Annotated in this window: 14 protein-coding genes; 3 read left to right on the plus strand and 11 right to left on the minus strand. The window is 34.3% G+C overall.

Going from position 1 to position 23,689, the window contains the following annotated elements; translation table 11 throughout:
* Nucleotides 1–24: 24 nt before the first annotated feature.
* The gene (gene ribF / locus ABN236_RS05705; RefSeq protein WP_109393193.1) at nt 25–966 is read right to left on the minus strand and encodes a bifunctional riboflavin kinase/FAD synthetase; all 942 of its coding nucleotides are present in this window, start codon (nt 964–966) and stop codon (nt 25–27) included.
* A gap of 431 nt (nt 967–1,397) precedes the next feature.
* Between ribF and rpsT the strand changes: the two genes are divergently transcribed.
* Nucleotides 1,398–1,658: a 30S ribosomal protein S20 gene (gene rpsT / locus ABN236_RS05710; protein WP_004248964.1), complete on the plus strand. Its 261-nt coding sequence runs from the start codon at nt 1,398–1,400 to the stop codon at nt 1,656–1,658.
* A 72-nt stretch (nt 1,659–1,730) separates the two neighbouring features.
* Here the strand turns inward: rpsT and nhaR are convergent, their stop codons facing one another.
* Together nhaR and nhaA are read right to left on the minus strand one after the other, a co-directional pair.
* Entirely contained in the window at nt 1,731–2,651 is a 921-nt protein-coding gene (nhaR, locus tag ABN236_RS05715) for a transcriptional activator NhaR (RefSeq protein ID WP_088493757.1), read from the minus strand.
* Between the two features lie 190 nt (nt 2,652–2,841).
* On the minus strand, nt 2,842–4,020 hold the full coding sequence (nhaA, locus tag ABN236_RS05720; protein ID WP_165125969.1) for a Na+/H+ antiporter NhaA: 1,179 nt from the start codon (nt 4,018–4,020) through the stop codon (nt 2,842–2,844).
* A 441-nt stretch (nt 4,021–4,461) separates the two neighbouring features.
* Here nhaA and ABN236_RS05725 point away from each other — a divergent pair, with 441 nt between their 5' ends.
* Nucleotides 4,462–5,307: an EamA family transporter gene (locus tag ABN236_RS05725; protein ID WP_349473560.1), complete on the plus strand. Its 846-nt coding sequence runs from the start codon at nt 4,462–4,464 to the stop codon at nt 5,305–5,307.
* 64 nt (nt 5,308–5,371) lie between these two features.
* Here ABN236_RS05725 and dnaJ read toward each other — a convergent pair whose 3' ends face one another.
* The 5 genes from dnaJ to tal form a co-directional block, all read right to left on the minus strand.
* On the minus strand, nt 5,372–6,511 hold the full coding sequence (gene dnaJ / locus ABN236_RS05730; protein ID WP_088493760.1) for a molecular chaperone DnaJ: 1,140 nt from the start codon (nt 6,509–6,511) through the stop codon (nt 5,372–5,374).
* 105 nt (nt 6,512–6,616) lie between these two features.
* The gene (gene dnaK, locus ABN236_RS05735; RefSeq protein WP_194951816.1) at nt 6,617–8,542 is read right to left on the minus strand and encodes a molecular chaperone DnaK; all 1,926 of its coding nucleotides are present in this window, start codon (nt 8,540–8,542) and stop codon (nt 6,617–6,619) included.
* A 482-nt stretch (nt 8,543–9,024) separates the two neighbouring features.
* Entirely contained in the window at nt 9,025–9,612 is a 588-nt protein-coding gene (gene mog, locus ABN236_RS05740; RefSeq protein WP_270754356.1) for a molybdopterin adenylyltransferase, read from the minus strand.
* Nucleotides 9,613–9,836: 224 nt separating this feature from the next.
* The gene (locus tag ABN236_RS05745) at nt 9,837–10,820 is read right to left on the minus strand and encodes a tetratricopeptide repeat protein (RefSeq protein WP_270754358.1); all 984 of its coding nucleotides are present in this window, start codon (nt 10,818–10,820) and stop codon (nt 9,837–9,839) included.
* A 183-nt stretch (nt 10,821–11,003) separates the two neighbouring features.
* On the minus strand, nt 11,004–11,957 hold the full coding sequence (gene tal / locus ABN236_RS05750; protein WP_088493764.1) for a transaldolase: 954 nt from the start codon (nt 11,955–11,957) through the stop codon (nt 11,004–11,006).
* A 304-nt stretch (nt 11,958–12,261) separates the two neighbouring features.
* Between tal and yaaA the strand changes: the two genes are divergently transcribed.
* Nucleotides 12,262–13,044, plus strand: coding sequence for a peroxide stress protein YaaA (gene yaaA, locus ABN236_RS05755; RefSeq protein WP_349473561.1), 783 nt, complete (start codon nt 12,262–12,264; stop codon nt 13,042–13,044).
* A 64-nt stretch (nt 13,045–13,108) separates the two neighbouring features.
* Here yaaA and ABN236_RS05760 read toward each other — a convergent pair whose 3' ends face one another.
* From ABN236_RS05760 to thrB, 3 genes are all read right to left on the minus strand, one after another.
* Nucleotides 13,109–21,298 carry a calcium-binding protein gene (locus ABN236_RS05760; RefSeq protein ID WP_349473562.1) on the minus strand — a complete coding sequence of 2,730 codons (8,190 nt, stop codon included), beginning with the start codon at nt 21,296–21,298 and terminating at the stop codon, nt 13,109–13,111.
* 163 nt (nt 21,299–21,461) lie between these two features.
* On the minus strand, nt 21,462–22,754 hold the full coding sequence (thrC, locus tag ABN236_RS05765; RefSeq protein WP_349473563.1) for a threonine synthase: 1,293 nt from the start codon (nt 22,752–22,754) through the stop codon (nt 21,462–21,464).
* A gap of 3 nt (nt 22,755–22,757) precedes the next feature.
* Nucleotides 22,758–23,687, minus strand: a complete 930-nt coding sequence (gene thrB / locus ABN236_RS05770; RefSeq protein WP_502929615.1) for a homoserine kinase — start codon at nt 23,685–23,687, stop codon at nt 22,758–22,760.
* Nucleotides 23,688–23,689 lie beyond the last annotated feature (2 nt).

Consider the following 23,689-nt stretch of genomic DNA (forward strand, 5'->3'; position numbering starts at 1 on the left):
TCTCAGTTCCAATTTTCCGCTAGTTTATGACTCCGACCGCTGCGATAAAAAATCCCTAGCAGTAGCCACATCATCTGCGATTTGCTGCTTCAATGCATCCAATGATGCAAATCGCTGTTCATTACGTAATTTCTTTCGTAACACAACATCAATACGACGTCCATATAAATCCATATTAACGTCGATTAAATGAACTTCTAATTGTACGCCCTTACCTTGTACAGTAGGACGACTTCCGATATTTGCCACACCGGGTAAAGGTGATTGATTATCTGATAAATAGACATCAACGGCATAAACGCCTTTAACGGGTGCAACTAAGCGTTTCATAGGAATATTGGCTGTCGGAAAACCAATAGTTCTACCCAATTCATTACCATGAACAACACGCCCACAAACGCTGTAAGGGTGTCCTAATAGTGATTCAGCAAGGACTAAATCATCATTGAGTAACGCTTCTCGTACCGCAGTGCTACTGATACGCAATCCTTTATCGCAATAACTTTCGGTATTAGCGACTTCAAATCCATATCTCGCACCGGCTTGTTGTAAAAAGTGAAAATCACCTTCACGGTTTTTGCCAAAGCGAAAATCATCGCCAATAGCAAGAAACTTCACCCCTAATTTATTCACCAATAGTGATGAAACAAACTCTTCTGGGGTTTGCGCTGCAAATTGTTTATCAAATTTGACACACAAAAGGTAATCAATACCACATTCAGCCAAATACTTTATCTTGTCTCGTAAGCGAGTCAGACGTGCTGGCGCTTTTTCTGGCAAAAAGAACTCAAGTGGTTGAGGCTCAAATGTCATCACAACTGTAGGTAACCCTCGCTGTGACGCTTCTTGCTTCAAGTGTTTCAATAATGCCTGATGGCCTCTATGGACACCATCAAAATTCCCAATCGTCAGAACGCAACCGTGGTGTAGCGCTCTAATATTTTGTATACCGCGAATTAGCTCCATAACTGGCTCAATACCGTGGAAATTATTGGATTATACCTTGTCAAAGGCTTGAGAGTAACCCAATATATCAATGTTTATTGATGAGTAATATCTCGACAAGTCGATTCACTGTTATTCTTAAATTTGATTGCTCACATCAAACAAAAAATGGACTATCACTCACTTCTTGGTTATAAAATCGCATAAAATCCAACGTAGATCCTATTAGAATCTATTATTTATTACTCATATACACGATTTTGATGATTTTTTCACTCAAAAGACTGTATTCTACCCGTCTTAACTGATAAAATCTTGCGCCATCACAACGAAACAAGTGTCGCGTACAACGACGCTAATTTTGTATAAATCCATTGACAAACTTAGGTTGAAAAGGCATATTCCTTCACCTTTGTATTTGTCCTCGCTAGAATATATTTGGGAGTTGGAACTTGGCTAATATCAAATCAGCTAAGAAACGTGCGGTTCAGTCTGAAAAGCGTCGTCAGCACAACGCAAGCCGTCGTTCTATGATGCGTACTTACATCAAAAAAGTATACGCAGCAGTTGCTTCAGGTGATAAAGAAGCAGCACAAAAAGCATTTAATGACATGCAACCAATTGTTGACCGTCAGGCAACTAAAGGCTTAATTCACAAGAATAAAGCTGCACGTCATAAAGCTAATCTGCAAGCACAAATCAAAGCAATGTAATATTGCTTTCTTGTGTTATAAAAAACCGGCTTATGCCGGTTTTTTATTTTCTACTTTTTAACCGCAACTTACTTATGGGTTTACAACACTCTTCTTATCGCCATTAAAGAGTTCTGAAAAATCAGTATTACAAACACGTTGAACGGCTGGATGTTGGATCATTCGCTCTGCAAAAATCGCGTAATACTCTTCTTTTACCGTATCAAGCATCCCAATCTCTTCGATATTACTATGAGCAAAAGTTTCATCGGTATACAGTGAAGGCGCTACAAAGATAGCATTATAATTTAAGCCAAATGCTTTCATTAATGCCGCGTCATCAAACTCACCCAGTATTTCCACTTGAAGGTTTTTGTTACGTATCCATGTTAACAAATGGCGACCCAACATATATCGACGACCTGGAATGAGGAGCTTTCTCTCTTCTAAACATTCAGGGAATGGTTTTTCAGGAAGAGGATGACTACAAAAAAAGCTCATATTACATTCGCCAAGTTTTACAGAGAACAAACCTTCTTGTTGTGATGAATCCACAGGACAATCGGATAGGATCATATCCAGCTTATGCTGACTTAATTGTTCGAGTAATAGTTCATGAGTCGATTCAAAACAACGCAGATGAATTTGTTCATTATCAATAACAGCTGTTTCTAATACGCGACTGACTAATTGTTTTGATAATGCATCCGCAACACCGACATCAAACAGTAAATTCGATTCACGACTGTAGTTGACGATATCCAGCATTTCTTGGCTGAGCATAAACATTTTATCAGCATAACGAAAAATGAGCTGCCCCAATTCTGACGGAACCAACCCTCTTCCTTGGCGTTTAAATAATTTGCCACCCAATCTTTCTTCTAATGCTTTAATTTGCCCTGTAATTGTCTGAGGTGTCAGATACAGCGCTTGCGCTGCACCCACAACAGAGCCTTCTTTACACACATGCCAAAAATAATAAAGATGGTTAAAATTGAGATGTGACACCCGCATAGTTATCTTCCTTTCAACTTCTGTGCTTCAAACACAGACTATGTAATAACGCATTAGTTTACGATTGGCTTTCCTTGCATCCAATCCTCATAAAAACACCTACGGCACAATACACTGTATTGCACCGTAGGTTTAAATGTATAGCTCGGTATTTATTGTGTTGAGAAACTCAAATCCGTAATGAACTTCCCTATATTGACTTTGTTTTTAACTTCGGTAAAACAGAGCGAAGTAACAAATATCCCACAACAGCGGCTACCGTTGAACCTACTAAAATACCAAGCTTAGCGTAGGTATTATAAGCTTCATCCGCGCCATCGAATGCCAATCCTGCGATAAAGATAGACATAGTAAAACCGATACCACATAGCACAGATACTGCAAATATTTGTTTAAGGTTAATCGCATCTGGTAATTTTGCAATGCCTAGTTTTACCGAAACCCAACTAAAGAGGAAAATTCCAATCGGCTTACCTAAAAATAGACCTAACGCGATACCTAATGGTAAGGCAGACAACATGCCATCAAGCGTTACACCATTTAAAGAAACCCCTGCGTTACTAAATGCAAACAGCGGTAAAATAAAATAGGCAACCCAAGGGTGCAACACATGCTCTAATTCTTCAGAAGGAGAATCCCCTTCTTTATTTCTTAATGGGATAAGGAATCCAACAATCACACCCGCAATCGTCGCATGAATACCTGATTTTAAAATACACACCCACAAGATGAACCCAAGAATTAGATAAGCGGCCGTATTACCCACTTTACGCCAATTCATTATGCCCAGAGCAATCACGATTAAACCTGCCAAAGCAAGAGGCATTAGTGCAATACTCTTTGAATAAAAGAGTGCAATAATAACGATCACACCTAAGTCATCAATGATAGCCAATGCTAATAAGAAGACTTTTAATTCAACAGGAACACGCTTGCCAAGTAACGCCATAACACCCAATGCAAAAGCGATATCTGTCGCGGCTGGAATTGCCCAACCCTGCTGTCCAACGGCATCAGTATGATTAAACATCAAATAAACCAATGCTGGAGCTAACATACCACCCACCGCAGCTATCGCAGGGAAAATTGCTCTATCACGCTGAGCCAAAGAGCCTTCTTTTAATTCGCGTTTAACTTCTAATCCCACTACTAAGAAAAAGATTGCCATCAAGGCATCGTTTACCCAAAGTAATAATGGTTTATCAAGTTCGAATGCACCGAATTTGATCATAATGGGAATAGATAAAAACTCATTATACAAAGCACTTAGAGGTGTATTCGCCATAATCAATGCGATAATAGCAGCAATAATCAGAAGAATACCGCCTGATGCCTCTAATCTCAAAAATTGTCTAATAATTGCCGTCATAATATTAACCTCAGAATCACTAATCTTGTTAATAATATGCTAATCATGGATTCGTAAAAAACAGATTATTTATGGATAATAACTCGGATTATTCGAGCCAAATAAGAAATATCAAGAAAAACAAGATGAATAAGATCAATTCATCAACATAGTTTTTCAATAGTGAAAAAAAGATAATAATTAAGAGTTAAAATAATAACTAATTGAATATAAATATTATTTTTCACCATTCAGTAAAAACAAGCGTCTTTTTTAATAAATGATACCAATTGATAAAATAGCTAAAACGTATTAATTTTTATTACTGAAAAAATGGCGTTTACTCCTCACCCTTAAAATCATCTCAAATGATAAAAAAGAAATAGTGGCGTATTTACTGTTTAACCACTGTGCTATTGTTTTATAAAAAATTACCCTTTCCATATTAAGGTTTTTATCAATATGTCGATTACTGTTTTTATTGCCGTTTTATTTGCTGCTATCTTTCATGCATGCTGGAACGCATTGGTTAAAGTAGGCAATGATCGATTTTTAGGGATCTCATTACTGACTTTCTTTTCTGGTGTTGTAACACTACCCGCCCTGTTTTGGGTTGGGCTACCTGATGTTGGTGCATGGAAGTGGCTTGCCCTTTCTGTTTTATTTCATATTGGTTACACACTCTCTTTAAGCCGTTGTTATACCTTGGCTGATTTTAATCAGGTTTATCCTATCTCTCGCGGTAGTGCGCCATTAATGACTGCTTTTCTTGGTTTCTTTCTCTTTCATGAAACACTACCAATAGCTGGCTTGCTAGGCATTTTATTTATCATTTTGGGTATTATCCTTATCTCACGCAGTAGGAAAATAGCAGAGTTTAATTTACGTAAAGATGCACTCTTTTTTGCGCTACTTACCGCATTATTTACCGCAAGTTATACCCTATCCGATGGTAATGGCTCTCGTGTAGGTGAAACACCTTTTGCTTATATTTTATGGCTCTTCTTTTTAAATGGTATTGCAATGTATTTACTTGCTTGGCTTCGTTATCGCCAATATTTAAAAGCCAAAATAAAAGATTATTGGAAACCCGCATTTTGGGGTGGGATCATGCAATTGGTAAGCTATGGCATTGTGATATGGGCGATGAGTCATGCGTCAATCGTACTTGTGGCAGCGTTAAGAGAAACTAGCGTGTTATTTGCCATGATCTTATCTGTCTATCTGTTAAAAGAGCAATTTAACCGTAAACAGCTATTAGCGTGTTTAGTGATTTTAGCGGGTATTGTTGCTATCAAGATAGGGTAACTTCAAATAAAAAAGCCTGATGACAGTCTTTATCATCAGGCCTTTTTGAAGGTGGTAAGAAAAATTATTTGGTTAAATCATCAAAGAATTTTTTCACACCATCTAAGAAACTTTTAGAGCGAGGAGTGTTTTTCTCACCACTCTTGCCACCGAATGATTCACCCAGTTGCTGCATTAACTCTTTTTGTTTCTCATTGAGTTTAACCGGTGTTTCAACTACAACGCGACACATTAAGTCACCAATACTACTACTGCGTACTGATTTAACACCTTTGCCTTTCATGCGGAACATTTTACCAGTTTGTGTTTCTGCTGGAATTTTAAGTTTCACACGGCCATCAAGTGTTGGGACTTCAATTTCACCGCCCAAAGCAGCAATAGCGAAGTTAATAGGGACTTCACAGTAAAGGTTATTGCCATCACGTTCAAAAATATGATGCTGACGAACATGAACCTGTACGTATAAATCACCTGCTGGTGCGCCATTTTCACCGGCTTCACCTTCGCCGCTTAAGCGAATACGGTCGCCTGTATCAACACCGGCTGGAATTTTGACAGACAGCGTTTTAGAGCGTTCAACACGACCATCACCATGACATTTAGAGCAAGGCTCTTTAATCACTTTACCGCGGCCATGACAAGTTGGACATGCTTGCTGTACAGTGAAGAAACCTTGACGTAAATGAACCTGACCAGCACCATGACAAGTAGAACATGTTTCTGCTGATGTGCCTTCTTTAGCACCGCTACCATGGCATTTGTCGCATGTTTCTAGTGTAGGTATACGAATTTCTTTAGCAACACCACGAACCGCTTCTTCAAGCGTTAGATCCATGTTGTATTGTAAGTCAGAACCACGCGCTGCGCGTTGTTGACGGCGACCACCACCAAAAATATCACCAAATACATCACCAAAAATATCACCAAAGTCAGCGCCACCGCCGAAGCCGCCGCCACCTTGACCACCAAATCCACCTTGTTCAAATGCAGCATGGCCATACTGATCATAAGCAGCACGCTTTTGAGCATCACTTAAGATTTCATAAGCTTCTTTGATTTCTTTGAATTTTGATTCTGACTCTTTATCACCTTGATTTCGGTCTGGGTGATATTTCATTGCTAAACGCTTATATGCGCGTTTAATTTCTTTTTCGTCGGCTGTTTTACTTAAACCGAGTACTTCGTAAAAATCTCTTTTCGCCATTCTAGATTACCCTTGACATAAGCACACGGGCGTTGAGTTTCCTCGACGCCCGTGTTCGGTATCAGTAACTATTCACAGGTGAGTTACCGCGGCCCGTTAAGGGCATTATTTCTTGTCTTTGCCATCAACTTCTTCAAATTCTGCATCGACAACGTCGTCATCTTTCTTCGCACTTGCATCAGCACCTGCAGCATTACCTGCTGCACCTGCTTGAGCTTGTTGTTGTGCGATTTCTAGCAGTTTTTCAGAAGCTTCAACTAATGTTTTAATTTTTGCTTCAATAGCGTCTTTATCTTCGCCTTTAGAAGCAATTTCTAACTCGCTTACCGCTTTTTCGATAGCTTCTTTATCGTTCGCTGGTAATTTATCGCCCGCTTCTTCAATTTGTTTACGAGTACCGTGAACTAATTGGTCAGCTTGGTTACGAGTTTGTACTAATTCTTCAAACTTACGGTCAGCTTCTGCGTTTGCTTCTGCATCACGAACCATTTTTTGGATTTCATCTTCATTTAAACCAGAAGAAGCTTTGATTGTGATGTTTTGCTCACGACCACTGTTTTTATCTTTCGCTGATACATGCAAGATACCATCAGCATCGATATCAAAAGTAACTTCGATTTGTGGCATACCGCGAGGTGCTGCTTGAATACCATCTAAGTTAAACTGACCCAGTGATTTGTTATCACTTGCACGTTTACGTTCACCTTGTAATACGTGAATAGTTACAGCAGATTGATTGTCTTCTGCAGTAGAGAACACTTGGCTATGTTTAGTTGGGATTGTGGTATTTTTTCCGATCAGGGAAGTCATTACACCACCCATTGTTTCGATACCTAAAGACAGTGGTGTTACATCAAGTAACAGAACGTCTTTAACATCACCCGCTAATACACCACCTTGAACAGCCGCACCCATTGCAACAGCTTCATCTGGGTTAACGTCTTTACGTGGCTCTTTACCAAAGAAATCAGCAACGGTTTTTTGAACCATTGGCATACGAGTTTGACCACCAACCAGAATAACGTCGTTAACTTCGCTAACTTTCAGGCCTGCATCTTCTAATGCAACACGTACTGGTTCCATTGAACGTTTAACTAAATCTTCAACTAAAGATTCCAGTTTTGCACGAGTTACTTTGATATTTAAGTGTTTAGGGCCAGTCGCATCTGCGGTGACATATGGCAAGTTAACATCTGTTTGTTGTGCAGAAGATAATTCGATTTTCGCTTTTTCTGCTGCTTCTTTCAGACGTTGCATTGCTAATGGATCGTTACGCAGATCAATGCCTTGCTCTTTCTTAAATTCATCAACTAAATAGTTAATTAAACGGCTATCGAAGTCTTCACCACCTAAGTGAGTATCACCATTGGTTGACAGAACTTCATAGGTTTTTTCGCCATCTACTTCATCAATTTCGATGATAGAGATATCGAATGTACCACCACCTAAGTCGTAAACCGCGATAGTACGGTTGCCCACTTCACGATCTAAGCCGTAAGCCAGAGCAGCCGCTGTTGGTTCGTTAATAATACGTTTAACTTCAAGACCTGCGATACGACCCGCATCTTTAGTTGCTTGACGTTGAGCATCGTTAAAATAAGCAGGAACAGTAATAACTGCTTCAGTAACCGCTTCACCTAAATAGTCTTCTGCTGTTTTCTTCATTTTTTTCAGGACTTCAGCAGATACTTGTGGTGGAGCCATTTTGTCGTTACGCGCTTCAATCCAAGCATCACCGTTATCAGCTTTTACAATTTTGTAAGGCATGATAGCAACGTCACGCTGAACTTCGTCATCTTCAAAACGACGACCAATTAAACGTTTGATGGCAAATAAAGTATTTTGTGGGTTAGTCACAGCCTGACGTTTTGCAGGTTGACCAACTAAGATTTCACCATCTTGTGCATAAGCAACGATTGAAGGAGTAGTACGATCGCCCTCACTGTTTTCAATAACCCGGGCATTTTTGCCATCCATTACAGCAACACAAGAGTTAGTTGTACCCAGGTCAATACCAATAATTTTACCCATTTAAACGCCTCCAAAGAGAATTCTTTATCAATTTGACTACCAATCTATATGAGGATGAATATTCATTTTTCAAGTCACAAATTAATAGACTTAACAACATCATCTCGAAGCGGATATAAAATCAACGCAACTCAATAGTGGTAATTGCAGTTGAAAAGAAGATGGGGTCATAAATACATTCATCAAGGGGAATAATGAAAAAAAATGCAAAAAATGCGAAAAATTTGTGTCTGAGAATAAAGAGAGGATTAAAACTTGTTATTTTTCATGATGTTAGATTGATTACAAATAGCATTATGACTTATCTGAAATGCTTTTTTAAGACTAAGCTTAAAATAAGAACATAATTAATTGAAAAATAATACTTTTTTGTTTTGGCAATAAAAATATCAAATAAATATAAGGTTACCTTTGGCTATCCAAACTGAGTCAGAACATTTCCTAGCCAGAAGTTTGATGACAAAAATAACCTCTTACCTTATTTATGCTGAAGTAGAACGGCGAGCTGATTTAGGTCTAAAGGCAGCAACGATAGCTTCATTTGTTTCGATATAAGGACCATCAAGCAGTTGAATGCAGTACGGTACACTGGCAAAAATACCACTCACAATCACATTGCCATCGTTATCTTTTAATCCTTCCAGCGTTTCTGCGATGGCTTTAGGTTGCCCCGGCAGATTTAGAATTAACGCTTGGTTACGGATAACACCAACTTGGCGAGATAAAATAGCTGTAGGCACAAATTTCAGACTAATTTGGCGCATTTGTTCGCCAAAACCAGGCATTTCTCTGTCTGCGATAGCCAATGTAGCATCAGGAGTGACATCACGACGCGCGGGACCTGTCCCTCCTGTTGTTAACACTAAATGACAGCCAACTTCATCAACAAGCTCACACAGTGTTTGTTCAATCATAAGTTGTTCGTCAGGAATTAAGCGTGATTCGATATGAAAAGGCGTTGTTAATGCAGCTTTTAGCCAAGCTTCTAAAGCGGGTAAGCCTTTATCTTCATAAACCCCACTTGATGCACGATCAGAAACAGAAACTAACCCTATGCGTAATTCGTTCATATCAAACCTCAATTAATCAATAACCATCTAACTTGCGCGCAGATATTATCATGAGAACACAAGAGAATTAAAAAGAATCTCAATATATTACTGATATTTAATATTGGATTATTGAGAATAGATAATAAAGAAATGATAACAATCTATTTTTATTTGGCTTTAACTGAAATTAAAAAAGGGAGCATAAGCTCCCTCTCTTTAATATTGAACAATATTAATTAATATTATTCATCAATATATTTAGTAATATAAGAAGCTGCCAATTTTTTCGCTTCAGCTAATTGTGCTGCATTTAATGCACGAGCAGTACGTTTTAACATAGCTTCATCACCATCGCCATTTTCAACAGCAACAGAGAACCATGCATAAGCTTCTTTCAGGTCGCGTTTAACGCCTTTACCGTAGTAATAGTTTAAAGCAAGGTTATTTTGTGCCAAACCATTACCTTGTACAGCTGATTTTCTATACCATTCAACCGCTTTACGCGCATCTTTAGCAACGCCATCACCTTCGTCGTACATTACGCCTAAGTTATTTTGCGCATCACGATTACCTTGGTTTGCTGCTTTGGTATACCAGAAAACTGCTTTAGTACCGTTACGTTCTACACCTTCACCATCATCATAAGAAACAGCAAGATTATATTGTGCATCAGAATGGCCTTGTTCTGCCGCTTTGGTGTACCAAACTACTGCTTTTTCATGATCTTGTGCTACACCGATACCTTCATCATAAGAGATACCAAGGTTGTATTGTGCATCACTATCACCTTGTTCACCGGCTTTAGTATACCAATATACTGCTTTCTCATGATCTTGCTCTACGCCATCACCATCATCATAAGAAACAGCAAGATTGTATTGCGCTAAAGAGACACCTTGAACAGCCGATTTGTTATACCAATAAACCGCTTTTTCTGCATCACGGTCAATATCATCACTCATGTCATACATAAGTGCTAAATTTAACTGTGCTTCAGCATGGCCTTGCTCTGCCGCTTTGGTATACCACTCCAGTGCTTTTTGTGCATCCTGCTCAACACCTTCGCCATTCTCATATTTTACGCCCAATTGATACTGAGATGCTGAGTTTCCACTTTCAGCACTTTTTTCAATTGCAGGTAAAGAGAATGCCGTTTTGCTTTCTGCCATTGCAGCGCCACTAAAAAATAACGATGCAAGTACCGTTGCCAAGACAATCTTTTTCATAATTCACCAATAATAAATAGAGTATTTTAATAATATATTTTTATAATTATTACCGGATAAATAATATATTCCAATCAATTTAATCTTAAAATTTACTTAAATGTTATTTTGAGAGAAAAAAAATGAAAATACCCATCTATATAAGATGGGTATTTAAGATTTTTATAAGAATTTAACGACGAATTATAATAAATCCGCAATCATTTTCTCTAATTTTTCCTGATCGACAGCAAATTTACGAATACCGTCAGATAATTTATCTACTGCCATTGGGTCAGCGTTGTGATCCCAATAGAATTGAGCTTCAGTGATAGCTTCTGGACGCGCTTTCACTTCACCTTTGTAAGATAATTTATGTTCAACTTCACCTTCAGCTTCTGATAATTCTTTTAACAGAGCTGGAGCAATAGTCAGGCGGTCACAACCTGCTAATTCTAGAATCTCACCCATATTACGGAAGCTTGCGCCCATAACAACAGTGTTATAACCGTGTTGTTTGTAATAGTTATAGATTTCAGTAACAGAAATCACACCTGGATCTTCAGCAGGAGCAAATTCTTTTTTATCTGTATTGGCTTTATACCAATCCATGATACGACCAACAAATGGAGAAATCAGGTAAACACCTGCTTCAGCACATGCACGCGCTTGAGCGAAAGAGAACAGTAAAGTCAGGTTACAGTTGATACCTTCTTTTTCTAATTGCTCTGCGGCACGGATACCCTGCCAAGTAGATGCTAATTTGATAAGAATACGGTCGTTGCTGATACCGGCATCATTATAAAGTTTCATTAGATGACGTGCTTTTTCGATACACGCTTGTGTGTCGTAAGAAAGACGTGCATCAACTTCTGTTGAAATACGACCAGGGATCAGTTTTAAAATTTCTAAACCGATATTTACTGCCAGTTTGTCGCAAGCATCAACGATTTGTTGTTCACGAGAATCGCTTTGTGAACGAGCCCATTCAATCGCTTCATCAATTAATTTACGATATTCAGGAATTTGAGCTGCATTTAAAATTAAAGATGGGTTGGTAGTTGCGTCTTGTGGCTGATACAGTTTCATTGCTGCGATGTCACCAGTGTCAGCAACAACAGTTGTCAGCTTACGCAAAGAAGTCAATTTGTTGGTCATTTTGTTTATCTCATCTACTAGGTAAATCTGTTTGCAGTCACCTGCGGATATCTATTGATAATAACATGGACTGCTCACACTACAAGACGCTTAGATTCATACAAAGCAATTATTTGAATGCCAAACGTTTTCGCAAAACAAAAGCGGAAAAAAACAGAAGATAATTACAGGCTGAATCGTTTAAATTGTCGAATTTTACGACAAATAAGAGAAACCATTGTTTTTTCCTATTACTATAATTTAGTCTTTAATCGAAAGAATTTGCTATATTTGGCCAACATTAAAATAACGTATCGAGGGAATTATGCTAATCACCATTTCACCAGCTAAAACACTGGATTTCGAATCGCCTTTAGCAACAACGCACTTCACCCAACCTGAATTGCTAAAATATTCCCAACAACTTATCGAAGAATGTCGAAAATTATCATCCAGCGACATCGCAAGCTTAATGAAAATAAGCGATAAACTCGCAGGATTAAATGCTGCTCGTTTTGGTGAATGGCAACCTAATTTCACACCAGAAAATGCACGCCAAGCTATTTTGGCGTTTAAAGGTGATGTTTATACTGGAATGCAAGCTGAGCTTTTTTCTGAAGATGATTTTCAGTTTGCACAACAGCATTTACGCATGCTTTCTGGCTTATATGGTGTACTTCGTCCTCTTGATTTAATGCAACCTTATCGCCTTGAAATGGGAATAAAGCTAAAAAATAACAAAGGCAGCGATTTATACCAATTTTGGGGAAATACCATTACAGAAGCATTAAACAAAGCGCTGGAAGAACAAGGCGATAATGTTTTAATCAATTTAGCATCTGATGAGTATTTTAAATCAGTAAACCCGAAGAAACTCAATGCTGAAATTGTTAAGCCTGTTTTCCTTGATGAAAAAAATGGCAAATATAAGGTTATCAGCTTCTATGCTAAAAAAGCCCGTGGATTAATGAGCCGTTTTATTATTCAAGAAAAACTGACTAACAAAGCACAACTTAAAGAGTTTGATCTTGAAGGCTATCAATTTAATTCAGCAGGATCAGAGGGCAATACCCTAGTATTTAAACGCGCTGAATCTATGGCGAAATAAATATCGCTTAAATTGAATATTCATTGATTAAATAGCCCTAATTAAAGGGCTATTTTTTTAACCCTTAATACTCCCAAGACTTTACTACCACTGATAATGGCGACCATACTGATGGTGGAGTAAATTCGCTACCTTGCATTATCGTTAATTGTTGCTCATTAAACTGTGCCATTTCTTGAATAATCGCAGCAAGAGACTGTGTTGAAATCACACTTTGTTTCTCAATAATAGAAATGGTTTTATCTGCTTCATCTTGCGGTCTTTTTACAGTTAAAACAAACTGATTATCCTGTGTTTTATACTGCATATCATCGTCTACTTGAGAAGCAATAAGCTTATCGTGTTCTGATAATCCTGAAATAAAAAGATGACTATTGTTCCCCTCATCATAAACAGTCACTTCACCATAACGCTTTTTCACAATATAAACATTATTACCCGTACCACCACTTAAATAGTCATTGCCTGATTCGGAAATTAGTAAGTCATTTCCACTTCCGGCATTGAGATTATCATTTCCCTCTCCAGCAATTAAAACATGATGTCCGTGGTTAACGACAATATGATCATCCCCTTTTCCACCATTAATCACCGAACTATTTTTATTACGATTAACAACAATATCATTCCCTTCCATAGGCTCAATAATTGATAATAAGTCAACTGCCTGATTTGATTTTTTTTGAGAGGTAATTGAATAAAATGATGAATGAGAAAGAGAATATGCAGATAATGTCTCTTTATTTAAAGAGAGTGATTCAGGGATCATAAGTACATCATCTTCTGCTGTTATCGCTAAATTTAAATCAGTAATAGGAACAAGCAAACGTTGCCGACTCTCTTTTGCAGGAAGAGTAAAAACTGTATTATCTTTATCAATAAAGCGAACCTGCATTCCTGAATCCCAAATAGCATTAATGTGAGAAGGTTCAAAAGCCAACTTTAAATGAGCATCTGGGCGATAACGATGTAATAGAACATTATTATGAAACATTAAATCAAAACCGCTAATATCAGATAGAAAAAAATTACTGGTATCGTGATGAGATAGTTTTTCGCTATTATCAGGAAATAAAATATTAATTTTTTCGTTTTTGTTAGAAGCTAAAAATGTTTTAATTTGATAACTGTCGTTGCCTGAACTTAGTGTAATAAACGAATTTTTTGTGATACCAAAGTAATGATTATCCTGAGAATCACCCTGAAAACCAAACCATAAGTTCTCTCCCGCAGAAAATCCGCTGTATTTTAATTGTGGTAACAAGCTAATTGTCTTATTTTTATTCAAATATGAAAGAGATAAAGAGCTATTATTTTCATCAAGATATAATAATTGAAGCTTTTCTTCGGTGTTGTCATATTTATCTATATAACTAAAATCATATAATATATTATCTTTAATAGCTTTATTTTCATTCACTGTTAATATAAAACCATCCATTGTTGTTAAAGTATATTGATGAGCTAATGAATAACTTTCTCTGCCAGAATACACATTTCTTAGTGTTATTAAATGATAAATTGGCTCGTTATATTGATTCCCATCATTTACTTTAATATAAAAAACAATATCTTTCCCTTGACGACGAATAGAAGATATTTCATCAAAATGATAGTTTAACCTTACAATACTAGATTCATTTTCACTTTTTTCATTAACAATTGTTTCAAACTGAATATTATAATTATTCTTTAAAGAAGCCCTTAAAATAAGATAATTATCAGTTCCATCACCACCTTCTGCATATCCCTCTTGTAAAACTAAAGTATCATTTCCATCTAATCCATATAATAAATCAGCACCACCAACACCATCTAAATAATTATCTTCTTGATTACCATAAATAGTGTCGTTGCCAAATTCGCTACCAAAAATATTTTCAATACTGTCTAAATAAGCAATAACTTCGTGATCTTGCAATACAATATTAGGCATAGTATCAGTTATTTTCGTTGAATAAAGATGTTCATTTTCTTGATAAAGAAAGAGTTTAGAATGAAAATTTTGACTATTTGTTTGATCTAATGAATGCTTAAATTTGACGTAATTATCTAATAAACTAATTTCATATCCTTGATATTTATTTGTTGTTTTTACAATACGAAGGGTATCATTCCCTCCTCGCCCATAAAAACGACTTGCATAAAGTGGAGACTCTGAAGTAAATAAATTAAACATATCATTTTTATTTCCTCCGCTTAATCGCTTAGTTCCATTATAGATATCAAAGGTATTCTTAGTATTTGAAGGAGCAGCAATAATATCATTACCATTATGAGTGTTAAAATAAAAATCTTCATTCTCACTCCAACCAGATGAATAATATTTTCTATTCTTATTAGATTTAATTAAATCTTCTATTACTTTATTTTCATTAAATAATAGGATACTGTTTTCTCTCGTTGTTTTCATCTTTTGAATAAAATCATCATCAACAATATTATCAAAAATAGGTGAGTCATTATCAGAAATAATATCTAGAGTATAACGTTTTAATTCATCGGCATAAAAATCAATATCAAAAATAAGTGTTTCATTCGTCGCTATTGCTTCTTTAGGAAGATAGTATTTATATTCTGTTTTTTCTGCTCGTAAATGATAAGAAAGCGAAGCTATTGTTTCTGCTTCTTCTTGGCTTATATTTAATGATATTCGTTGAGCAACATATTCTCCTAAAGGATTTAAAATTGAGTCTAATGTTTTTCCCATTAGGTTAGGTATAACTTTATAGTAATAATATTCTTGATAAATTTGTTTTTCATTAGTGTAAAAATAACGACTAAGGTGAGATTGTTTTTTTATTTCCTCAAGATAACTAATCGCTTTCTTATCAATCATTGCTTCTAATTGGTTTTCTGCTTCTAAATAGATTATTTCATTTTTTTTGTCAGGAATAAGATCCCCCATTAAAAAGGCATAAAACCCGTTATTAAGCTCTTCTAGTGGTGTAAAATGAACTTTTGTTTTTGCTTCTTCGATAAGCCTTGCCGCATTATAAATTGAAGTTGCTAAAGCGATAACAGCGCCAGCAACAATACCAATAGGGCCTGCAATAGTAGAGCCTGCAAGCATCGCAATAGAAACCCCTAATGTGATTAATCCTGAAACAACGGCAAAAGAGCCATTGACAATATAATCGATGCGTTGCTTTTCATTGGTTTCAACTGAAATTCGGCTAAAATTATCGTATGCATTATAAATATCGAATCCAATAGAAAGCACATTAAGCCCAATGCCAATTCTTGTGCTTATTTTATTGACGTATTCTAATGGATTATGTCTATATTTTAGTAACCCTTTAGCTAAAGTAATTTCAATCATTTCGGAAATGCCATTGTAAGCCATTTCAGACCACATAATGGTTAGATTATTAATGATCTCTTTACGTTCTTTTGCGGCTAATGATGGATTATTGAGCTGTTCAGCAAGCATAAATGTAGCGTTAATTGATTGCCACATACCAAACGTAATATTAGCGTAGCCGATTTTGCTAATTATTCGCATATGTCGAGGAATATTTAACGAATTTTTTCTCAATGTATTCCAATCATTGATATCATAGTTTTTACTACCTAAATTAATAATTTCAGAGAGTCTTTCAGATGCCATTAAATAGTCGATCCTACTTGTATCATTAGAAAGTAGATGCTTAACTTTGTTTTGTTTGTTATTCAATAAAGTTCTAAAAAGTGAAATAACTTTCTTATCTTCTTCACTACCTGAGAGTGAAAAAAAATAATCATTAAGGTGATAAGGATCAAATGTTAATTTTTCTTCCCATTTAGCTAAACTATTCAGCGAGATGGAATCTATATTTTCATTATTTATTTTCGCACCCAAACCAATTAATAATCTTTTATCAAAAGATATATCATTCATTTTTACTATTTCTTTATTTTCATTAGAAGTAATATTATTTATGCTATCGAAGAAATCCAAAGCATTTAAATTACTTTCTTTATCAAGTGCTTTAGCGGGCGAGTATCCTTCAATACCTTTTTTATTATTCTCTATATAAATAACACTCTGAAGAGTATCGATTAAGCCTTTATAGTTTTCAAATGTAGAAATATTATCAAGTAATACTCGATATAGAGTGCCTTTTTTATTTTCATCAAAAAATGAAGAAAGTAACTCTTTTGATAGTAAACTTAAGTTATTTATTATCTTAGGATTATCATATATAGCATGCACAACCTCAATAGCTTTATTTGCCTTTTCTGTTAAAGAAAGAGCGTTATCTTTATATTGAAAAGTAAAAAAGCCATCATCAAAAGAAACTTCCCCCATTAAATATTGATTAAATTTTTTATTAATCAATGGATCATATATTGCCTGCTGTAACTTACTTTTAATCATGCTTTTTTCTGAAGCGTTAAAAACAGCAGATAATTCATCTGAGTATATTAAAAGTGCATCATGCATAGAAATATTATTATTAATTATTTTATCAATTAACTCTTTTAAGATTACTCTATGCTGTTCAGCATTAATAATATCTACTTTATTAATTAATGTTCCAATCTGATCAATCGTAAGTTGATAACGATTATTTTTGATATAATTAAAAATATCTAATATGGTTATATTATCGGAATAATCATAAATTACCGTTTTAATCTCTTTTTTATAGCCTATATTAAATTTGTCATTATCACGATAATTAGGATATAAATCGGAAGTAAATCGGTATAATTTTTTTGTTGAAATTTTATTTTCACTCGTTACCTTATCTTCCATTGAGATAGGAATAAAACGACTATGTTCCAGTTCAGGAATAATTACATTAGATAGTGCTACGCTTGTTAGCAAAGGTTTATCAATATATTGTTTTTCAATAATAGGTTTAATAATGACACTTTCTTTTGAAAGTGAAACCATATTATCACTAATTTGATAAATCGGCATATTTAGTCGTTGAGCAATACCTTCAATAAAAAAATCACCATATTGATAACTTAGCAACTTTTCTCTTTTAGCAAACACAATAGTTTTTTCATTAAAAAACTGATTTTCTAAAATAATATTATATAATTTTTCAACTTCATTTTTCTGTTTAATAAAGTCTTGATTAAAAAAAACCTTATCACTATTTCCGGCCACTGTAATTCGTATTTTATTTTTCATACAATAATCGAGAAAATGACTTACTTCTGACTTATCTTTTAGATAAGATATTAATTCTTCACTTTTAATACCATTATAAAAATAATTTATAATATCATCTTGATAAACAGAGTCTATATTATCAACAATAATATTGTCTATCACTTTATCAGTAAAAATCGTATTTTCAGAAAATAAAAATTTAAACGTTTCTTTATTATCATCAAATAATAAATAGCTACAATCTATTTTATTCTTGTTTTTATTTAATGACTTTTCTAAAAGAGTACGAGGATCATCTTCATTAAGATAGAAATTATTTTGATGATAATCATAGTTTTTTTCACGATAGTTATTAAGAAAATAATTTTCTAATTGAGTTATTTCATGAATAATCATTCTATTAGCAAATTGATGATTTATAAAAAGATCAAAATATAAATCATGATAAGAATTTAAGCTTCCCTCTCTTTTCAAGTCTATTTTATTTTCAATAAATCTGATTAATTTATTTACATTATCATGTTCTTTATATTCTAATAATTTTTTATAATTTTCTTTTAAATGTAGTTTACTTTGATCTTCTATCAAAAATGTATTTTTTAACTCAGGAATATCAATTCCTTTAATTATTTCATTTAAGTATTGGTAATTTTCTTTAAATTCAATTGTATAATCATATCCATTGATACCCATGCTTCTATTTTTATCCAATAGTAAATAAGGGCTTTCAATAATATTATTGTAAATAAAATTACTAACGCCATTTCTCCCACCATTAATTTCATCAATCATCAATTGATAAAATTTTGCAGCAACTGAACTATTCTTTTTAGATAAGTCTATTATTTTATCTTTCCCATAAATTAACTCATCATAAAATAATTTACTTTCTAATTTTTCTTTTACTTTATTTAATATATTAATAAGAGATATACTTTCATTATCATGATTAAAATATTCTATTTTATTAATAAGAGAGAAACTTGCTGATAATTTTTCAAAGTATATATTTCCTTCTAAGACATCTATTAAAGAAATTATTTTATTTAATAAAACAGATTTATTCCCTTTTAATAAATAACTATTAATTTTAATCAACTCACGATAGTATATATCACTAAACTCAACATAATTCTTATCTCTTCTTATTTCTTGAAAATTATCAAATTCAGATTCTTGAATATTTATATCACCATTATCACTTTTATTTAAGATAATCTTACTAGCTTTATTATTTTTTATTATTTCAGAAAGATAATTTTTTATTAAATAAATTCCTTCATCAACATTTGAATCTTTTACAATAACTTCTATAATTTTATTATCTCTGTTAAGCTCAACAATAAGATCTCGCTGTTCATTATAATGAATAACGCGCCCAGTAATGTTGTCATTGAAAGGTAATGAAAAACCTATTTTCTTTATATTTTCTGCAACACCTTTATTTATCTCTACATTATTATAATCCCAAGCACTTTGGTAATTTGAAATTTCACTTTTTTTATACTCATCAAAGATAATATATTTCTCATTATCAACTTCATGCGAGCCATAAAAATCCATTTTATTATTTAGCACTTCTTTTATAGACGTAATACTAGGGTATTCTAATAACTCACTATTAGAATCAAATAAAGAAAATTTATAATTATTCTCAGAGTATTTTTTATAAGAAATAGCAATGGCATGATCTTTAAATGCGATAATAGCATAATAATCATCATAACTCTTCATAATATCTGCTAAGTGTTTATTAATATTATCTTTATTAAAGACTACTTTTTTAACCTGCGATCTTTTTAGTCCCCGATGCTCTAGTATTTGACTATATTCAAGTGATTTTAGTGCATCAAAAACAAAGTATTGTAATTTTTCACCTAATCTCTCCATTTGAAAGTGTTGAGAAATTATAATACTCTTAATTTCTTTAATTAGGTTTAATATCTCATACTCTTGTATACTATTAAATAATATAGAATCCAGTTTATCGACTATAGATTCTTTTTCATTTTGATAAGAGCGTATATTTTCCTTTAACCAGAATAAATATTTATTTCCTCCTTCTAAGCCATTATTTCTAACTTCAACTAAATAATTTAAACTCAACCCATAACATAATCCAGCTAAAGTATGAACATGACTAAAATCATAATTAGTTTCAGTAGAAGCAATCAGATTAACTCGACTCATAACTCTTTCTAAAGGCTTTAATAGATCGGTATATTGTGAAAATCGCTTCATAATATTATTTTTTATTTTAGTAATAAACCAACCCGTACCCACTTTATAAAGTAAATGTTCTCCACTCTCTTTTATCTGACTGTATTTAGATTTTGCAATTGTAAATGCTTCTTCTATATCATCGACATAAATATGTAGTACTTTTTCTGTATTTTCTAATTTATCTCTGATAATAAAAATATTTTTATATGAATAACTTTCATTTAATTCAATAGATATGTATTCATTAACATTTATTTGTTTCTTTTTCTTAATATCATTAATTATTTCCCTAAGAATATCTTTATTATTTATCTTCCAATTTTCTGCATTATTAAAATAGCTAACATATTCTTTCCTATTATAAAAACGGTAATATAAAAAATCACTATTACTGCTCTCACTTATAATATTATAAACTTTATTTATTAGTTTATTCTTATTATAAAAAAAACCAGCATATCCATCAAAGTTAATAATTTTAAAATCATTATTTTCACTATCTATTTGTATAAATACCTTATTATCTTCAAATTCCAAATAGTAATCACCAGATAAATTATTCTGAATTAGTAGTTTCAACCGTTCTTTTTGAATTTTACTGGATTCTCTACATGCTAATTTAGCGCTATTAAAAAACAAAGCCTCTATACTTGAATTAATTTCTTTTCTAATAAAATCAGCATTTTTTGTAAAATCATTTTTATGATACAGCAAGAAATTATTATCTATTTTTTCTAAGAATTCATCTGCAGCGTATTCATTTTTAGAAATAAAAATAGAAATATAATTCTCAGTTAATATTCTTTTTACAGACTTTATCTTGAAAAATAATTCAGCCCTATTTTCTTTTATATGATTTTCTATTTTTAATGCAATACTATTAATATTATCTTTAAATGTTACTTCTTTGAATCCATTCATATTTAATTTCCTTGATCCTAATTAATTCGCTTACTGGAAATAAAATATATAAATTTATTTTTACCTTTTTTAAATACTGATTTTCCTATTTTAGATAAAAAAATAGCCCAACACTTTGTTGAGCTATTTAATTAAATACGTATCTAATTATTTAATGTGATTATTATTTAGGAGCTCGTTCAAGCAAAAATGCACGTAATTGAGCAAAATCAGCAGGTAAGAAATGTGAGAGTAACTCTTTATCTGCGCGCTCCGCAAGCTCTTTAGGAAGTGGCAATTCACCGCCCAAAATACGCTCTACACTTTCTTTAAACTTCGCAGGATGTGCAGTGCCTAAGAATAAACCGTATTCACCCTCTTGAAGCTCATCGCGCAGTAAACGATATGCAATCGCAGCATGAGGTTCTGAAATATAGCCTTTCTTCGCAAGTTCACGCACTGTTTCTTCTGTTGTTTCGTCACTCACTGAACCATGAGCAAGATCAGAAAGATCCCAGCCTTTACGGCGATACAATTCTTCAATACGAGGCCAGTTATTTGGTTGACTAACATCCATCGCATTAGAAAGAGTTGCAACAGTACGATGAGGCTCCCATTTACCGTTATCTAAATAACGAGGAACAGTGTCATTCGCGTTAGTTGCTGCAATAAAACGCTTAACCGGTAATCCCATAGATTTAGCCAATAAGCCTGCAGTTAGATCACCAAAGTTACCACTTGGTACAGATATCACTAGCTGCTGATGTTTTTCAGCAGGAATTTGTGCAACAGCTTCAAAGTAATAACAAATTTGAGCAAGTAATCGGCTGATATTAATGGAGTTTGCCGAGTTCAAATACATTGTTTTCTTTAAGAACTCATCATCAAAAGCTTGTTTTACTAATGATTGGCAAGCATCAAAATCATCTTTAATTGCAACAGTGTGAATATTTTCACCTAATGTACAGAACAGTTTTTCCTGTAACGGGCTAATTTTGCCTTCAGGATAAAGAATAACAACTTGTACATTTTCTAATTTGTAGAAAGCATGAGCAACAGCGGCACCCGTGTCACCTGATGTTGCCGTTAAAATAGTCACAGGTTGGTTGCCAGCAACTTCTGACAACATTTGCGCCATAAAGCGACCACCAAAGTCTTTAAATGCCAGTGTTGGACCATGAAAAAGCTCTAAACAACTCACGTCATCTTCAACTTGGGTTACTGGTGCTGGGAATGCAAATGCGGTGCTAATACGTTTTGCTAATACATCAGCAGGAATTTCATCACCAATAAAGGCCGTTAAAATGCGGCTACTGCGTGTTGCAAAATCAAGTGCTAATAGTTCATCAATTTCAGCTTTAGAAAACGAAGGTAAGTCTTGTGGAAAAAAGAGCCCTTGCTGTTTACCCAAACCTTGTTTTACTGCTTGAGCAAAACTGACTTGCTCTTGATTATCTTTCAAATTATATAATTTCATGACTTACCCTATCTGTCTTGCGCCACGCGTATCTATACGGCAGATATGTACAAAACCTTCACTGTTTTGTACGTAGTTTTGTTTCAGCCATTCGGCCATCTCTTGTGCGATTTCTAATGAATCACTAATCGTAAAAATGGTAGGTCCTGAGCCTGAAATGCCACAAGCTAATGCGCCTTTCTTCTGCGAAGCCTCTCTGGCTTTTTCAAATCCCGGAAGAAGTTGGGTGCGATAAGGCTCAGCAATCACATCTTGCATCAAATTAGCGGCTAATTCTGATTGCTGAGTATGGCAGGCATGAATAAAGCCAGATAAATAACGACCGTGGTTAATAATGTCAGCTTTAGAGTATTGTTTTGGTAAAATCGCTCTAGCTTCTGCCGTAGAGACCTTAATGCCCGGATATGCCATAACCCAATACCAATCATCAAAAGTTGGTACAGGCTGACAAATAGTGCCGTTTTGTTCCAAAATAAGTTGTAGTCCACCTAAATAACAAGGCGCAACATTATCATAGTGAACACTACCTGAAATACGTCCTTCAAGCTCGCCCATCATCAGCAGCAATTGCCTTTCACCAAAAGGCTTTTGAGCAAATTCATTAAGTGCAACCAATGCCGCAACCACAGAACAAGCACTTGATCCTAAACCAGAACCAATTGGCATATTTTTCTCAAGTGTCATTGCAACAGGAAGTTCTTTGCCTAACTTTTCACAAAACAACTGCCAACATTGATACACAATATTTTGCTTAGGATCTGAAGGTAATTTGCTAACAAAGTGTCCTTTACTTTCAAGTGTAAATGCCGAAGCCGCTTCAACAGTGACACAGTCACCCAGTAATTGCCCATCAATAGGTGAAACTGCCGCGCCAAGGACATCGAATCCGACACTCACGTTGCCTATTGATGCTGGTGCATAAACTTTAACCACGC

Source organism: Proteus sp. fly-1013, from assembly GCF_040140245.1.
Taxonomy (GTDB): Bacteria; Pseudomonadota; Gammaproteobacteria; order Enterobacterales; family Enterobacteriaceae; genus Proteus; species Proteus mirabilis_B.

Coding starts and splice junctions, on each gene's coding strand:
- dnaJ (WP_088493760.1), bottom strand. CDS start 6,511: ATGGCGAAAAGAGATTTTTACGAAGTACTCGGTTTAAGTAAAACAGCC.
- thrC (WP_349473563.1), bottom strand. CDS start 22,754: ATGAAATTATATAATTTGAAAGATAATCAAGAGCAAGTCAGTTTTGCT.
- mog (WP_270754356.1), bottom strand. CDS start 9,612: ATGAACGAATTACGCATAGGGTTAGTTTCTGTTTCTGATCGTGCATCA.
- dnaK (WP_194951816.1), bottom strand. CDS start 8,542: ATGGGTAAAATTATTGGTATTGACCTGGGTACAACTAACTCTTGTGTT.
- yaaA (WP_349473561.1), top strand. CDS start 12,262: ATGCTAATCACCATTTCACCAGCTAAAACACTGGATTTCGAATCGCCT.
- ABN236_RS05745 (WP_270754358.1), bottom strand. CDS start 10,820: ATGAAAAAGATTGTCTTGGCAACGGTACTTGCATCGTTATTTTTTAGT.
- ABN236_RS05725 (WP_349473560.1), top strand. CDS start 4,462: ATGTCGATTACTGTTTTTATTGCCGTTTTATTTGCTGCTATCTTTCAT.
- ABN236_RS05760 (WP_349473562.1), bottom strand. CDS start 21,298: ATGAATGGATTCAAAGAAGTAACATTTAAAGATAATATTAATAGTATT.
- nhaA (WP_165125969.1), bottom strand. CDS start 4,020: ATGACGGCAATTATTAGACAATTTTTGAGATTAGAGGCATCAGGCGGT.
- nhaR (WP_088493757.1), bottom strand. CDS start 2,651: ATGCGGGTGTCACATCTCAATTTTAACCATCTTTATTATTTTTGGCAT.
- ribF (WP_109393193.1), bottom strand. CDS start 966: ATGGAGCTAATTCGCGGTATACAAAATATTAGAGCGCTACACCACGGT.
- tal (WP_088493764.1), bottom strand. CDS start 11,957: ATGACCAACAAATTGACTTCTTTGCGTAAGCTGACAACTGTTGTTGCT.